General features: G+C 35.6%; 12 protein-coding genes and 3 pseudogenes. 5 read left to right on the top strand and 10 right to left on the bottom strand.

From position 1 onward, the window contains the following. Positions 1–27 precede the first annotated feature (27 nt). Together G4D73_RS00395 and G4D73_RS00390 are read left to right on the top strand one after the other, a co-directional pair. Positions 28–174 (top strand): annotated as a pseudogene (locus G4D73_RS00395) (IS5/IS1182 family transposase); the annotation flags it as partial. 174 nt (positions 175–348) lie between these two features. Next, positions 349–1,332 carry a potassium channel family protein gene (locus G4D73_RS00390; protein ID WP_004280160.1) on the top strand — a complete coding sequence of 328 codons (984 nt, stop codon included), beginning with the start codon at positions 349–351 and terminating at the stop codon, positions 1,330–1,332. 114 nt (positions 1,333–1,446) lie between these two features. Here the strand turns inward: G4D73_RS00390 and G4D73_RS00385 are convergent, their stop codons facing one another. The 6 genes from G4D73_RS00385 to arsC form a co-directional block, all read right to left on the bottom strand. Further along, positions 1,447–2,508 carry an ArsO family NAD(P)H-dependent flavin-containing monooxygenase gene (locus tag G4D73_RS00385; RefSeq protein WP_213687107.1) on the bottom strand — a complete coding sequence of 354 codons (1,062 nt, stop codon included), beginning with the start codon at positions 2,506–2,508 and terminating at the stop codon, positions 1,447–1,449. A 141-nt stretch (positions 2,509–2,649) separates the two neighbouring features. Then, positions 2,650–3,354: an arsenical resistance protein ArsH gene (gene arsH / locus G4D73_RS00380; RefSeq protein ID WP_213687106.1), complete on the bottom strand. Its 705-nt coding sequence runs from the start codon at positions 3,352–3,354 to the stop codon at positions 2,650–2,652. Positions 3,355–3,358: 4 nt separating this feature from the next. Further along, positions 3,359–4,399 carry an ACR3 family arsenite efflux transporter gene (gene arsB, locus G4D73_RS00375; RefSeq protein WP_071850369.1) on the bottom strand — a complete coding sequence of 347 codons (1,041 nt, stop codon included), beginning with the start codon at positions 4,397–4,399 and terminating at the stop codon, positions 3,359–3,361. Positions 4,400–4,404: 5 nt separating this feature from the next. Continuing rightward, positions 4,405–4,878, bottom strand: a complete 474-nt coding sequence (locus tag G4D73_RS00370) for an arsenate reductase ArsC (protein WP_004646560.1) — start codon at positions 4,876–4,878, stop codon at positions 4,405–4,407. A 6-nt stretch (positions 4,879–4,884) separates the two neighbouring features. After that, entirely contained in the window at positions 4,885–5,205 is a 321-nt protein-coding gene (locus tag G4D73_RS00365; RefSeq protein WP_004646559.1) for a metalloregulator ArsR/SmtB family transcription factor, read from the bottom strand. Positions 5,206–5,413: 208 nt separating this feature from the next. Then, positions 5,414–5,848, bottom strand: coding sequence for an arsenate reductase (glutaredoxin) (gene arsC, locus G4D73_RS00360; RefSeq protein ID WP_004646558.1), 435 nt, complete (start codon positions 5,846–5,848; stop codon positions 5,414–5,416). A 183-nt stretch (positions 5,849–6,031) separates the two neighbouring features. Between arsC and G4D73_RS15445 the strand changes: the two are divergent. The 3 genes and pseudogenes from G4D73_RS15445 to G4D73_RS00350 all read left to right on the top strand — a co-directional run. Then, positions 6,032–6,273, top strand: a pseudogene (locus G4D73_RS15445) (S24 family peptidase); the annotation flags it as partial. 81 nt (positions 6,274–6,354) lie between these two features. Beyond that, on the top strand, positions 6,355–6,645 hold the full coding sequence (locus G4D73_RS00355; protein WP_004280169.1) for a hypothetical protein: 291 nt from the start codon (positions 6,355–6,357) through the stop codon (positions 6,643–6,645). 859 nt (positions 6,646–7,504) lie between these two features. After that, positions 7,505–8,449 (top strand): sensor domain-containing diguanylate cyclase, encoded by a 945-nt coding sequence (locus tag G4D73_RS00350; RefSeq protein WP_004646556.1) that lies wholly within the window; start codon positions 7,505–7,507, stop codon positions 8,447–8,449. Between the two features lie 629 nt (positions 8,450–9,078). On the opposite strand, the gene G4D73_RS00345 is transcribed toward G4D73_RS00350, so the two are convergent. The 4 genes and pseudogenes from G4D73_RS00345 to G4D73_RS00335 form a co-directional block, all read right to left on the bottom strand. Then, complete coding sequence (locus tag G4D73_RS00345; protein ID WP_228127368.1) at positions 9,079–9,495, bottom strand: hypothetical protein; 417 nt, start codon at positions 9,493–9,495, stop codon at positions 9,079–9,081. Between the two features lie 271 nt (positions 9,496–9,766). Continuing rightward, positions 9,767–9,906 (bottom strand): annotated as a pseudogene (locus G4D73_RS15680) (IS5/IS1182 family transposase); the annotation flags it as partial. Positions 9,907–10,150: 244 nt separating this feature from the next. Beyond that, positions 10,151–11,611 carry a hypothetical protein gene (locus G4D73_RS00340; protein ID WP_213687105.1) on the bottom strand — a complete coding sequence of 487 codons (1,461 nt, stop codon included), beginning with the start codon at positions 11,609–11,611 and terminating at the stop codon, positions 10,151–10,153. A gap of 13 nt (positions 11,612–11,624) precedes the next feature. Beyond that, entirely contained in the window at positions 11,625–16,628 is a 5,004-nt protein-coding gene (locus G4D73_RS00335) for an AAA domain-containing protein (protein WP_213687104.1), read from the bottom strand. Between the last annotated feature and the right edge of the window lie 37 nt (positions 16,629–16,665).

Below are 16,665 nucleotides of genomic sequence, written 5' to 3'. Positions count from 1 at the left end.
AATCTAATCTGTCCTCATTATTTTTTCATGACTAAACGCTATGCATTAAGAAATGATCAGTGGGAACAGATTAAGGATCTGTTGCCCGGACGAGCAAGTACTGTTTGAGTAACTGCCAAAGACAACAGGGTATTTGTTGAAGCAGTATTGTATCGGTATCGTTCAAGTATTCCGTAGTGAGATTTACCAGAATGCTTTGGGGATTTTAGAGTCGTGCACACTCGCTTTAGCCCTAAAAATCCAGGATAATCACCACCCCACAGTTCTGATTAATTTTTTAAAAATTTCCTTTCGATGGCCGGGCTTGCGCTAAACTCAAAGCATCTTATCGCACCGTAATGCACTGTTATGGAATTCAAGGCCTGGTATAAGCTTCGCAGATTTATTTATGACAATTTGCATAATGAAGAACACGAAAGCATCTTAAGTCGCGTCATCAATATATTTCTGATTATATTGATTATTGGGAATACTGCTGCCGTTTTACTTGAATCAATCAATGACCTCTATCAATCCTATCAGCTGCTGTTTGATGCCTTTGAATTATTCTCGATCTTTATTTTTACCCTGGAATATTTATTAAGATTTTGGGCCATTGCGGAAAAAGACCCTTTTGAAGGTGCATGGAAAAACCGATGGTTATGGATCCGTAGTGGCGGTGCCATTATTGACCTGTTGGCGATTCTCCCGGCCTATATTAACTTCTTTGTGCATCTCGATTTACGCTTCCTGCGAATCCTTCGATTATTCAGATTACTCAAATTAACCCGTTATTTCGTCTCCCTGCAGATTTTATTGCGGGTGATCAAGCGCGAAAAGGGCTCATTTCAGGCGGTTATTTTTATCCTGCTGATCATGATCATCATCGCGGCGGCTGGAGTATATGTGGTTGAAAATAAGGCTCAACCAGAAGTCTTTAGCTCCATCCCTGCATCCATGTGGTGGGCAGTGGTGACACTGACCACGGTCGGCTATGGCGATGTGACACCAATCACCCCCTTAGGCCGCTTTCTAGGGGCTTTAATTACTATTTTAGGGGTGGGTCTGGCAGCGCTTCCTGCGGGTATTCTGGCAAATGGTCTGGCCAATGAGCTGAGACAGCGCAAGCACAAACTGGAATTAAGATTTCGTGAACTGCTCGATGATGCAGAAATTGACTTAATTGAAGATCAAGAAAAAATTGAAATTTTACGTAAAGAAGTCGGACTGAGCAAAGAACAAATGCAGGATATCCTGTTAGAACTTATTCATGAGCGTAAGAAAGAACAACTCGAGCAGGAAAAAAACAAATATTTCTTCTGTCCACATTGTGGGCATAAGTTACCTGATTAAATTCGAACGTCAATGCAAGCGTATCATCACGAGCATCAGACCATCGGGTATGACGCTCGTTGCAGACAGATACTATTCACTCAATCCACTCGACTGAATCAGGATCAAATCCTCTCAGGCCAAAAATGCAGCGATGTCTTCCGCTACTGCCCGAGCTGTCCGGGAAACCCCGACCAGCGTGGCCGAAGCAGCACCGGTCCATTCTCCATAGCCCACCAGCCATAAATTTGGTACCTGAACAGAGCGGCCATTCTGAACCGCAATGGTCTGGTCCGGCTGGATAATTCCGAGGCTGCTGAGGTGATTCAGCGCCGCCTTAAATCCTGTACACCAGATCACCACATCCACATGCGCTGTGCTGCCATCTTCCCAAATCACGCCATGTTCTGTAAAAGCTGAAAATGGACGCCTGCTCTGCAAAATGCCTCGCTCACGTGCATCTTTAACTGAATCAATCATGACAATATCACCCAACCCCCCAATGGGCTGCTCAATCTTTCTACCTTCCTGCTGGGCTTTCAGGCGCTCAGTCGCCCTTAAGAACAGGACACGGCCATCGACATCATCTGCCAGAAACTGCGGCGGTGTCTGGGTGATCCAAAGCGTTTCGGCCACCTGAGATACTTCTGCCAAGATTTGTGCACCAGAGTTACCGCCACCCACCACCATGACTTTCTTGGTTTTAAATAACTCAGCATTTTTATAATCTGCGGAATGCAGTTGTACGCCCTGAAAATGCTCACGGCCGGCATCCTCGGGAATAAATGGTTGGCTCCATGTCCCTGTAGCGCTTACCACAGCTTTGGCTTTCCAGGATTGTTCCCCGGCATAAACCTCTAAATACTGGCCCTTACTTTCCACGCGTTCCACACGCACCGGACGAACTACAGGAAAGTGATAGCGCTGCTCATAGGCGGTCAAATAATCGATCACCTCATTGCGGGTCGGATAGGTCTGTTCGGTCGCCGGCATCATCCAGCCTGACAGCGAACTCCAGCTATTCGGGGAGAAAAGGCGCAAGGACTCCCAGGCATGCTGCCAGGCACCTCCAGGCTGAGGCTGATCATCCAGGATGATAAACGGAATGTTTTTACGCCTTAAGAAATAAGCCGTGGACAAACCGGCCTGTCCACCACCGATGATGATCACATCAACTTCAGCTTGTAATTGAGCCAAAATATTTCCCCCCTTCTTTATTGTCATCAAATAAAAACCCAGCCTGCTTATCAGACTGGGCGTATTTCATAAAATTTTCAAGCGTTTAAATTAGCCTTCCATTGCTCAAGATACTTTTCAGTCTCTCTGATCACCTAGAATTTATAAACTACGCTGATTTACCCGTTTGGAAAGCTCTTCAGCCGATTCCTTGCGTTCCGAATAACGGTTGGTCAAATAAGCATTTTGCCCACGGGTTAGTAAAGTAAACTTATACAGTTCTTCCATCACATCGACAATCCGGTCATAGAATGCTGATGGCTTCATTCGTCCATCTTCTTCAAATTCCAGGAATGCTTTTGGAATTGAAGACTGATTTGGAATCGTGATCATCCGCATCCAACGCCCCAAAACACGCATCTGGTTCAGACTATTAAAGGACTGTGATCCCCCACTGACTTGCATCAAGGCAAGGGTTTTTCCCTGAGTGGCACGAATTGCACCCCCTGCCAGAGGAATCCAGTCAATCTGGGATTTAAAGATGGAACTCATAGAACCATGGCGTTCCGGTGAACACCACACCATACCTTCAGCCCATGCCAGAAGCTCATGCAGTTCTTTTACTTTTGGATGTTCAGTATCAGCATCTTCCGGTAAAGGTAGCCCTTTCGGATGGAAGATTTTTACTTCTGCACCAAAATATTCAAGGATTCGACCAGCTTCAAGAACTGCAAGGCGACTGTAAGAACGTTCCCGATTAGACCCATAGAGCAGTAAAATCCGAGGAGGATGAGCTAGTTCTTTGGCTTGGACTTTTTCAAAGGTGGGTTGTTCAATAAGATTTGGATCTACGTTAGGCAGGTTCATCGGATCAAGCCTCTTTAAAATATTTCTTTCTTAGCCACAGTGAAACACTCACTAAAGCAATTAACACAGGTACTTCAACCAATGGCCCAATAATCGTGGTAAAAGCAACTGGCGAAGCGATACCAAAAGTTGCAATAGCGACTGCAAGTGATAATTCAAAATTATTTCCAGCCGCAGTAAATGAGATTGCAGCAGTTTTTGGATAATCATTGCCCATCCATTTACTCATAAAGAAGCTAATAAAGAACATGGCCACAAAGTAAATGATTAAAGGAATCGCGATGCGTAAAACTTCCAGTGGAAGACTTACGACATCCCCCCCTTTTAAGCTAAACATCGCCAAAATCGTAAACAGCAAAGCCATCAAACTCAGCGGGCTGATTTTTGGAATGAACTTGTTTTGATACCATTCTACGCCTTTTTGTTTCACCAAAATTAAGCGCGTTAAGAAACCCAATAAGAACGGAATTCCAAGATAAACCAGAACAGCATGGGTAATGGTCCAGAAGCTAAGATTGATCACTTGAGCTTCAATACCAAAATATGGCGGAAGGAAGGTCAGGAATAACCAGGCATAGGTACTGAAGAATAAAATCTGGAAAATACTGTTAAACGCCACCAATGCTGCAACATATTGGTTATCACCACAGGCCAGACCATTCCACACCAGTACCATGGCGATACATCGAGCTAAACCAATCAGGATCACGCCTGTCATATACTCTGGATAGCTATGCAAAGAAATCACAGCCAACGCAAACATCAGTACCGGAGCAATCAACCAGTTTTGAATTAAAGATAGCGTCAGGGTTTTCTTATCCTTAAACACTTGCGGCAAGGTCGCATAATCCACTTTTGCCAGGGGTGGATACATCATCAGAATCAGACCAATCGCGATTGGAATATTGACTGAATTAATACTGAATTGATCCAGAGCAACCGATGCTTGAGGAAAAAAGTTTCCTATGGCGATGCCTAACGCCATGGCAATAAAAATCCAGAGCGTCAGGTTGCGATCTAAAAAGGACATGCGTTTTTCAGACATGTGACTTACTCAACATTCGAAATTTGATTAATCGCTGCAATCAATTGCGAGCGAGAAAGCTCATTTACGTTAAGTTTAAACAAAGCATCCAGGCGACGATTGATATGTTCAACAGTGCTCATAAAGGCTTTCATTTTTTCTTCTTTATCCACCTCTAAATGGGACGGATCAGACAGGCCCCAGTGCGCCTTGATCGCTCCGCCAAGATAAAGAGGACACGCTTCCTGTGCTGCCGCATCACAGACGGTAATCACCACGTCTAGCTGATACTGTTCACAGGCATCAATGCTTTTGCTGGATAAGCCTTCAGTCGACAAGCCCAGATTGTGCAGGGTTTCAAGCGTCAAGGGATGCACCTGACCGGAAGGTTTGCTGCCGGCACTGTAAGCGACCCAGCCTTCTGGCGCACGGCTATTGAACAACACTTCAGAGAGAATGCTGCGGCAACTGTTCCCCGTACATAAAAACAAAAATTTCATGAAAACTTACTCGCAATGGCTCTGAATCGATAGAGCGGAAGAATCAAATAAAACCGGAACCTCACTAGCTTTTAGCACGTCCAGAATTTCAAAACACCAGGCCGGCAATTGCTGATTAATGCTGTAGTACACCCACTGGCTTTGCCGGCGATCGTTGAGTAAACCACAAGAACGTAACAAGGCCAGATGACGTGAAATTTTCGGCTGGCTTAACTGCAGTTTATCGGTCAGATCACAGACGCATTGCTCTTTGTTTTGTGCAATTAGCAGGACAATACTGAGACGTGTTTCATCAGATAAACATTTAAAAAACTGAACGTGGTCCATAATTGCTCCCATTTTTTATGCAAATATACACATATCCATATATATGGTAAAGATGACCTGTCAAAAATGATATCCAGATCAGAATATGCCTACCAGAAAGCGCTCGCTTGAACAATTTCCCGCTTTTTCCGATATAGATCATCGTCAATGTGTTTTTCAGATAAAAAAGCTCCAATCAAGTTGAAGCTTTTTCGCATGGGGGGACACTTTATTTTACCCGATTGCCCTGTTCATCCACGATGATTTCACCGTCTTCTTTGGCAAAGGCTTTTAATTGTGGCAAAGGCAGAATATCCAGTACCACTTCCGATGGACGGCATAATCGGGTTCCAAACTCGGTAACCACCAACGGGCGATTGATCAGGATCGGATGTTGCAGCATGGCATCCAGCAGTTTCTCATCGCTCCAGCCGGCATCATCCAGATTCAGCTCGGTGTAGGGATCGACATTTTTACGGAGCACTTCACGAACCGTCAAACCGGCATCCCGAATCATGTTGACCAGCTGATCTTTCGAGGGTGGCGTAAGCAGATATTCGATCACTTCCGGCTCAATTCCCGCATTGCGAATTAACGCCAGCGTATTGCGTGAGGTGCCACAGGCCGGGTTATGATAAATTTGGACTTTTGGCATTTGATTCATGAGCTTCCCTCTTATCAATGAATCATAGTTTTATAGTTTTATAGTTTTATATATGAATATACGCATATTCGCAATATAAAATATATGTGCTTTATGAATAAAATCTGAGATGAGGACTCTAAAACCATTGGAAACAGTTTCAAAATGAGGCTGTCTTATGTCTAGGATACTGGGAGCAGTTCAGTTGATCCGGATGCTTATTACGGAGACATGCAATCTGATGACATTATTATGGTTCGTTACGGTGATGATGCTACTTTCAAAAATTAGTTATTGAGACAAATGGAAAAAGATATCTTCAGGCTCTAAGTCCAGAGTTCAAGCCAAATATTATTGAGTTAAACAACCAATGTATATTTGTAGGTCAGGTAGTTAACTGTATACGCTATGTTTATCGAGCGAGAACAAGATTTAGAAAGAATTAACAAAAGCCAATATATTCAGCGTTGTCTAAATTGATAAAATCGCCGTTTTCTACAGAAAATTTAAGATTGTTAAGGATTGAAGTGAATATTCAAAATGATTTACCAGAACTAAGTAATTACAGTGAGTTAAGCAGTAAAGAGCAATTAACTATCCATCAAATGCTTATTTCGTACGTACGCTCAGATCACCTCTATAATATTATCTTGACCCATAATGTTGAACCTTACGACTTAGTTAAACTTGTAAGTATTAGTTTTGAGAATAGAGATGCTGCTATCTGGGTTCATTTTGAAACTATTACAGCTGAGAGACTGACAATGCCTCTCGATTTTATTTCAAGAATAGAAGTATGTAATTACGAAGTTTTTTAAGACTAGAATCGAGTCCCCCTAGCGTGGGGATTTATGTTAAATAAGATCTAAGACAAAATAGAAATACTCCTGGTAACATACATAAGAAGCCAGCAGCTTTTGCAGCCATATAATTCTTGACCTTTTTATGGGAAATATGTGGTCTAAAAATTATCCCTGTAAAACATCATATAAATCCTATAATTATTAGAAACGATGACATGATTTTAATCTCTTATTTTTCTAAGTTCATATTAAACAATCCGATATGTACGAGTTCTCTTTTATAAGATTCTCTATATAATTCAAAGTTAAATAACAATAAACTTTATATTTTTTCTTATATGTGAAGCTTATCCCAAAAAATTTAAAGGAAACTATATACCAGCTCTTATAAGATTGTCCCCCCCAATGCGTACAATGAAGATAAACTGTTGAATGATTTGGATAAATCACTAAATTAATATAAATATTATTATAATATAAAGGGTTAGACACTTTTCCTTTCGACTTTACAATTTCCTTTCGTTGTTAATAATTAAGATACATTTAAAATGCTTCTTTAGAACTATAATTTTGAAAATTTTTTGGTAGCTTCGATTCATTATGACTTTTTATATATTTCTAATACTTATGAATATCGCAGCTATAATGGCAGTGATTGCATTTTTTCATAAGTAATAAGAAAATTACATCTTGGTATTTCTAACCGCAGGCTAATTTTAAATTTCATTATAAAAATAAATTTCTTTAAGTATTATTTTTAGTATAAATTTCACACATTTCTATATAATACCTATTTTAGGCTCCCGTTTATAAGAATTACTCATATATTGGGTATTTCGCATATATATTCTTACTGTTGCAGTAGGTTCACTTCATGAATAATATTAACTTTAATAACTTTGAAGAAGCTGGCCAAGCCATTTTAAAATTCTTATCTCAACGCTTTGGCTTCAAATTGTGGATGATTACTCGTACTGAGGGTGACGACTGGATTGTATTATTGAGTGAAGATAATGGCTATAACGTTAAGCCCGGACAAGTATTTCATTGGGCAGACTCATTCTGCTCACACATGGTACAAAGTAATATGCCTCGTATTGCTCCCTATTCACCTGATATTCAAGTTTACGCAGATGCACCTATAAATCACCTAGTCTCAATTAAAGCCTATATCGGCCAACCTCTGTATAAAGAAGATGGCTCTCTTTTTGGCACTCTATGTGCAATTGATCCCGAACCTCAACCTAAAATTCTTGTTGAAGATGCTCCATTATTCGAGTTGATAGCAAAGGTACTCAGTTATACGATTCAAGCTGATATGAAAGCTGCTGAGTACATACGTAAAGCTGAGCGTTTTGAAATAGAAGCAATGTCCGACCCAATGACTGGACTTTTCAACCGTCGTGCTTGGGATGAGCTTATTATCAAAGAGGAAGAGCGCTGTAAGCGTTATGGTCACCCTACTGCTATTCTTATGATAGACCTTAATGATCTTAAGATCACAAATGATACTCTGGGTCATGCTGCAGGTGATGAGCTCATTCAAAGAATGGCTTTAGCTCTCAAAAACACGGTACGTAGTAATGATATTATCGCTCGCTTAGGGGGTGATGAGTTTGCTGTGATGACCATTGAAACTAACTTAGAGCATGCGAAGAAGCTTGCATCAAGAATTCAAAATACTTTTACAAAAGTTGGAATTAGTGCTGCAATTGGCTTTGCAATGCGTAATCCAACCTTTGGGTTAGCTGAAGCTATCAAAGAAGCAGATGCAAAGATGTATCAGAATAAAGTTATGGTCAAATCGAGTAGCCATTAATTAAACTACTTACCCGATGCAGTCTTTGTATCTGGTAAGGCCTTATCTACAATCTGAAGATGTACTATTGAAATAATTCAATATAACCGAAAACCCTAGAGATTTTTTGAAATAAAAACTATTATTTTTCATATCATTAAGAGCTTTAATCCGTTTTAATTCTGCACTTAGCCCTATCAAAATTGCGACTTTTCCAACAAAAATCCTGCAGTTTATTCCCAGGTTTTTGATCAAACGGTTAGGATCAACAATTTACTTTTATCATGAAGACTGATTATAAAAATAATAAAAGTCCATGCCAAAAAACCTTAAGTTCGCCAGCGAGCGCCGTAGTGACCAACGTAAAAAAGTCATACAAGCCGAAATGCTGCAGGCCCAAACATTTATACAGATCTATCTGCTCTTACCTTTCTTCTTTAAGGCATATCAGCATCAGCAACATCTTACGATGCGCAAACCCTAGAAGATGTCATCTAGCATGAAGCAAGCGCTGTGCGTGATAAAAAATTGACTGAACCTACACTGCGAATCTGCCTGTGGCTGATCAGCCTATTCCAGCCGAGTACAACGCAAGTGCAGCACTTCAATCAATTTATTAATTTGCGGCACTTTGAGCTGAAATATTTAAGCTAAATGTCATGAATAGACATATCTGCCAGTACACCAAACTTTTCATCAAACGGCGCTAATTGTTCTTTGACGTATTTGGATCCGCGAAGTTTACGGCCATGCTCATCATAGTATTTATGAAAAAGTGTTTTGAAGGGATAGTACTGTTTTATGCTCAAGTCTTCCGCCATCTGATTAACCTTCGCTTCAAGCATCTTTTGAGCTACCCCTTGCTCACATTCTTTTGCGGTATCACGAGTTGCTGAAGAACGTTTTCCATTGATCATTAGTTCAATGTAGTAGGCCGAACCGCGCTTTCTGGGCTTGGGTAATTTCATGACGTAATTTCCAAAATTCTTGACGTAAACTTGACGTAAATTTAACGGCAATAACTGCATAAAATACGGGTTTTGCAGATAGTGCGGATAACGGCTCACTTTACTCAAGGCATTAAAAAAGGGCTTTAAGCTACTGTTTTCGCTTAAAACCCTTATAACATAACGTTTAGAATCTTGGTAGGTATAAGCAGACTCGAACTGCTGACCTCTACGATGTCAATGTAAAGTATTACAAAAATATTCAATTACTTAAACGTAATTGGCGCCCAAATATCGCCTTATATTTTGTTACAAATTAATAAGAAATATGCGATATGATTACGCTTGAATACTAATCTTTGTTAATTCTCAACAAGCCCTAATTCATAAATCATTTTTCACTCAGTTCCAAATTGGAGATTCCAGCAATCAAATTGAATCTCAAGCCAATCTGTTGCCGCGATTGCAATAACATTCAGCAAGGATTTTAAACCTCTTCAAACTGCCAAATACATGTTCAATCCCTACTCTTCATTTATTGATTTCCTAATTATAGATTTTTTAGCTGAGGATCCAATTTAAAGTATCTTTTGGCTTTTGCTGGAAATAAATTATCAACATAAAATGCATAACTCCCCTTACAGCCTTTAACTGCAAGGATAAACCTTAAGCAGGAATTTTCTTTAAATTGTGTTTGAATATTTCAAATAATTTATATTTATACAAAATAACTATATAGACTGGTTTAAATACACATTTAAACCAGCCTAATTAATTAAATAAAGAAACTAGAAATATAGTCTAAGCTATCTTTATTTTGGCTTTCTGGTATTATTTTTTCAATTCCAGATATCTCATTATAGTTTTTTTTCAAGAAATTAATAATTCTGTCCACCTTTTCTTTATTTCTTGACAAATATCCAATTTTAACTGGAAGACCACCATTTAGTTTTTCATCATAATAACTATATTGAACCATAGCAAATTTACTATTTCCATCGAACAACAATATCTCAACATCCGTAAGTTCTTTATTAATTTTACTTTCGAAATCAAATAAATAAACAGAACTTAAAAAGTTTTTAAATCTATTTTTATAATCTTTTTTATCTCTTCTCTCAATATTTGGCAAGCATAAAGACAATTCAACATTATCCTGCTCACTTAGTTTTTCAACTAAATCATTAAAATATTTTAAATCCTTACTTGCACCCCAAAAATCTTCATTACTTGGTTTCCATATAAAAGGTTTATTATTACCTTCTTCATCAAAATCTATATCAGAAATATATTCTTGAAATAATTTTATATTTCTTTCAAGATATATAGGCCCTATTATTGATAATTCATCTGGGCTAGATTTTATATTATTGTTAAGCATATCATTAGCATAACTATTAAAATTAAACCCATCTTTATACATATATTCTTTCAAAAAATCATCTTTAAAATAATTTATAAAAGACTCAATATTCATACTTGCACTCGGTGATTGTCTATTACCTAGATAATCAATAACTTTAAGCATTAAACCACTAGTTTTGACTAATCTATTGGCATAAGAATTTGAATCATTTAGATCACAATCAACTTTAACTTTTGAACCATCCATATCATGTTTTAAAGAAAAACTTATAGAAACTGGAAGGTATTCTATTCTATCGTACTCACACCTATTTATTTTATAAATGCGTGATGCCCCACTTTGTAATACAGCACGATTAACAGAGTCTTTATAACGTTGAAATTGTTCAACAAATATATCCTGTGGAATAACATCCTTAACTTCTATATCAAGTACTTTAAGGCCTCTTGTAAGGAAACTATTGTCTCTATCAATTGCGTGAATAGAATAAGTCACACAGTCAATAAATAAATTTCCAAAATGGTTTTCAAATTCATCTAATAAAATTCGATTATGAATATTTTTTTTAGATTCATGATACTTACTAGTGACTGACAGACTTCCTTCACTATTAAAAGATACATATCCTGTTTTTATAGTATCATTAATAAGAACATCACATTCTCTACTATTTAATCCAAAATAAGTTATTATTTCATCTCTATTAACTTCACCTAAAATTCCTGCTAGATTAATTGTTGTTTCAATTATAGCAGGCACAGTAGTTTTTGTAGTAAATTCAAAATCTATTTTAAATTTTTTAACTGGTACCAAAATTGTAATAACATCAAATAAAATAGATGTGTTTACATCATTAATCATTAAACTCATAACATACACCTATTTAAATATCTTTACTATTCAGAATTTGGTAACCATTAGGTCGCTCTGGGTCAACTTCAGTTCTCTTGTTATCAATTATTCTATAAATTTTTGCTAGTGGATCTGTATTATTTTCAGACTCCCACATTTTTGCAGCTCCAATAAATATCAAGCGTTCTTTTGCTCTTGATATAGCTACATTTATGCGAGATATATCATTCATAAAACCTGTTTTTAACTCTGCGTTATGTCTAACTAAACTCAGAATAATGATTCTATTTTCAGAACCTTGATAAGCATCAATGGTATCAACTCGTACATATTTTTTTAACCTAGACATTTCCGGATTAGTATCAAATTTCGTGTTTATTGCTGCTACTTGACCAGCATAACCTGTGATTATTCCAATTGGAGGATTACCATTATCTACCTTTAACCATGTATCCATTAACTCATAGATACCCTCATTATTTTTGAACAAATTGATCAATAACTTACAAATAAGATCCACTTCAAAGGCATTAGAAATCTTTTTATTCTCATTGTTCTCTAATATATTCTTATCGCTTGTGTCAATCCAACTTACGACTTTATTCCAAGGTTTAGCAAAGCTCAACAATTTTTCATCAGCATCACCCCTAGCCGTCTTTAACTTTTTATGGAAAAGCTCTTCATAAAATACTTTCGATACAATTGCTCCAATTTCTGGTGCCATCCTAAATTGATCTTCCAACATTATCCCATCTGTAGCAATTAGTGCTCTTTCAAAATCGGTCTTTTTGACTTCTTTAAGTGGCAATTCAAGATTCCTTGCTACTTTACTTAACATTTTTTTATCATATAAAGGTGGCAATTGAAGGTGATCACCTACTAATACAACTTTTTTGGCAGATTGCATTGCCATTGCCAATTCACTTGCTGATGCCCTACCAGCTTCATCAATAATGACTAAATCATACTGCTTATCTACTATCTGATATGACGGTTTACCAATACCAACTAAAGTGCCTACTATCCAATTCCTACTGTTAGCCATAAAGGAAGCAAAACCACCAAAATCACTAGACAAACGGTTTAACCAATCATGAGTTAATTCTAAAATATCTATAAATTTTGCAATCAACATTGGATCGTTGATTCGATAGGAAAAGGCTAATTGCTCATAGAGTTTTTGAATAGGTTTTGGATTTACTAACAGAGATTCCGGATCATCATCATACGCTGTTAACTTGTTTAATAAGATTGCTTTAACTCGTTCTTGTTGTTTGGCAACTAATTTATGCTTTTCAATGATCTGATTGCTTACATTACTACTGGTATCAATAATATTTTGAAGTTCAATACTAATTTTTTTGCATTCATTATATTCAAAAATTTCTCTTCCAACTTTGTAATAAATATCTAATGCATCTAGAACAAAATCTTGTGACAAGTATAAACGTTTAGAAAAAGCTAATAACCGTCTATCAAACTCTCTATGAAACTTCGTACGATATTGACTTTGCAAAGAATCAACATGGATATCTAATAGATCTTCAGAAACTTTATCTTTCTGTCCAAGTCGCACAATTGTTGGATCTTTAATGTTATTATCTTCACCTAATAATATAGATATTTCACGTATTACTTTTCTTGCTTTGACAGCTAGTTCATCTACAGCAACGTTAGATTGACTAACAATTAGAATTCTTGAAACCCCCTCGATTCTGTTTAAATAATCCAACAAGTGACCTAAAAGAGTAGTTTTCCCCGTACCTGGAGGGCCCATAACTACACTGAATTTATTTTTTAAAATAAAGTTCAATGCTTCAAGTTGTTTAGGCATTAACCTTTTTTCATATAAAGCTAAAATTTCACCACTTGGTAAGGGTATAGTAGAATCATTATTGAAATTTTCATGTGGATCAATTTGACTGAAAAATTCAAGTAAATTTGGAATTACAGCTTCATTTTTTAAAACCCTATCTAATGCTTTTTTTCTTCTAAATTGGCTTGAACTCTCTTGTCGCGAAGTGAAGCGTAATAATCTAGGTAAATTTTTATTTAGTAGTCTTTTATTTAGTTTTGATTCAATAAATAATTTACCTTTCGAAAAATCTGAATCATTTATATTTAGTTGTCCATAGTTAAAATTATTTTCCGCATTAACTACTTCAATTATATCATCTTCATAATCTGAAACATCTATTCCATTAGCTACAACTTCAAATATCAGAATTCTTTTATATTCATCATATTCTGAACTTATTACTTCGATTGATGGTTTTATCTCAGACTCTGAGTCCAATAACTTTTTCCAAAGAGTTTTAAGTGACTTTACATCTAAATTAGCACTACTAACTATAGAGTTATTCTCTACCACACTTTCATCTTCAATATTAACTAAATCAAAATTTTCAGATATAAAAGTAGAATAACTAGGTAAACCTTGAATATATTCTAACAAATCCTCTTCAGTAGAATTATCAATTCTGATTTCTACATTTACTTCCTGTGCTGTTAAGTCTCTATTGTTATTTGCTTTATTAGCCTTAAAAACAACCTCATCAACTCTTAATTTTTTTAATTCACAATTAATTAATTTATTATTTCCAGCTGAATACTTAAATCTTAGGATCAATTCAGCATCTTTACCTGTAATCGTTATTGAATAGCCCTTACTATTATTTCTTGAATTAGATTCTTTAAAGAAACAAATGTAATACTTACCTTGATCCGATAAAAATTCTTGCTCCTGCTTTAGGTTAAAGTTCCAAAATTTTAAAATTTTAACTGTATTTTCTATTTTTTCTGCTTCTATAAAAAATTCTTTTAACTTTACTAAAGATAATGGCAAGTTATTCTCTTCATTAAAAATTGAACTTTCAATTCTATCTTTAACATATGAATAAACTGGTTCATCCTTAATTAATTCGTAAGAAATTTTATAACAAGCATATATATCTCTTTCAACTGAAGTACTATTTATATCTTTTGCATATTCATTATTATAATTTTCACCATCACCAAGATCTAAATCAAAGAGATCTATCAATATAGTTGAAAAAACACCCTCATCATTTGAAATTAAAATATTATCTGGTTTCAAGTCGCCATGATAATAATTAAGTTCCTGAATCTTAATAATATTATTAATTAAAGATATAATGATTTGATATTTAATCTCTGAACTTAATTCACATAGTGGAATTTCACTTAGTTTGCGCAAATCAACTAATTCTGTGACTATGTATGCACCAAAACTAGGACTCCATCCATAATTTTCTATTTTAGGTATAGCTAGATTACTATTTGACAAATCTCTACATTTCCGCATTAATGATAATAATTTTAAGGAAATTGATTTTTCTTTTATAGAGTTTAGACTCGGATACGTATTGACAAAATAAATATTCCCTTCAATAGAGCTTCTATATTCAAGAGATCCATTCTTGTGTTTATGTGAATTAGGTAGTGGAGTCCACTCTATCATAGGAATCAAATTTTCATTTTTGAATATATCTAATTGTCCAGCAACCCCTTCTTCTTCCTCTTTTTTAACATTACTATTTAGCATGTCATTAAACATAAGTAACATTTCACTAACATTTTTGTACCTATCATCAGGTACAAGCTCAATTGATTTTTTTAACCAATCATTAACTTTTTCATCAGTTTCTGTATCATGAGGATCAATCCACTCTATATAATCATCTTCTTTATTTGCTACATATAGCTTTTCACCAAATAATACTTCATAACTTATTACCCCTAATTGAAAAACATCGATTTTATATGGATCTATATCAGCATTTAAATTATCTTTTACTTCAAAGGGCATTATGGACGTAGAAATAAAATCTTTATAAACATCTGATACACTTTTATTACCCTCAACTTCAGCAAATTTTGCTGTTATAAATCCTGAAATCAAAACACACTGTGAAATTTTATCATACCAAAGTCTTTCTAATGAAATATCACGATGTGCAACCTGAATAGTATGCAAACTTGAGAATGGTGTTAATATTTTTTGTATTAAATCTACCTTTTCTTTAAAATTTAAATTATTTTTATACAAATATTTATCTAATCTCTCATAATTCGGTGTTAATTTATAAACCTCAATTAAATCTTCGGTACATATGTCTGGATCAAAACTATGCACTGGATTTAATAGGTAATTTTGTTTGATAAAATTATATTGATTTTCAATATAGGCTTGTGTTCTATATTCTCTTAAAGCTAAATTCGCCCTATTTTCTGTTATTAAAGCATATTCAGATTCATTATTCCTAAAATCCCATATCCTCAATAATGCATTATGATTTACATGTTCCTTATGCTCTCCCATATATTCAGAATATATTGGATTTTCGAATCTTTGCTTAAAAATAGGTTCATATTCTTTTAAACTAAAATTATAGGCAGATATAATTTTTTTTGAAACTTTTGTATTTGTACCAGTAAACCACTTATGTAATACTTTTAAACTATTCGGATTATTTGGTCTATTATTTTTTGAATAAAAATCTTTACTTAAATTTAAATCAGGTAATTTTTCTTGATAAAACTTTGGCTGTTTAACTATCTTGATAAAATCATCTAATGTTACAACAGATTGTTTTTCACTTGATTTAAGTTCAAATTTTGCACTTCCTGTCATAATTACCATGCAATTTATATTGTACCAACACCCCCATTCTCGTTGTAATTCTCTACTTAAAAGTTGCTGTAATCTTTCAGCATGAGTTCTTTTTGTTCCTACGGGAGATGCATGCTGTTTAATAACTTTACCATTTATTATCTGATTCCAATTCGTGCCATCTGATTCAATAGTTCCTGCCCAATTTTTTAATTCACATAAAATAAGTCTATCTGAAGTCACTAGGAGTAAATCTATTTCCATGCCTCTTTTTTTACCATCATTTACGAAAAATGATGCATATCCTCTCCACGTATCAGGCATTGCATTTTCTATTTCGTTAATTGCTACCGCTTCTGTCGGTAACAAACCTGAGGGAGACAATATAGTAATTTTTCGCATTCTTTACTCTTAGATAACTTTTATTGCAAACCTTTAA

It is taken from the genome of Acinetobacter sp. WY4 (assembly GCF_018438165.1).
Lineage (GTDB): Bacteria > Pseudomonadota > Gammaproteobacteria > Pseudomonadales > Moraxellaceae > Acinetobacter.
The sequence above is the reverse complement of the archived record's forward strand: the minus strand, read 5'-3'. Positions and strand labels throughout refer to the sequence as shown.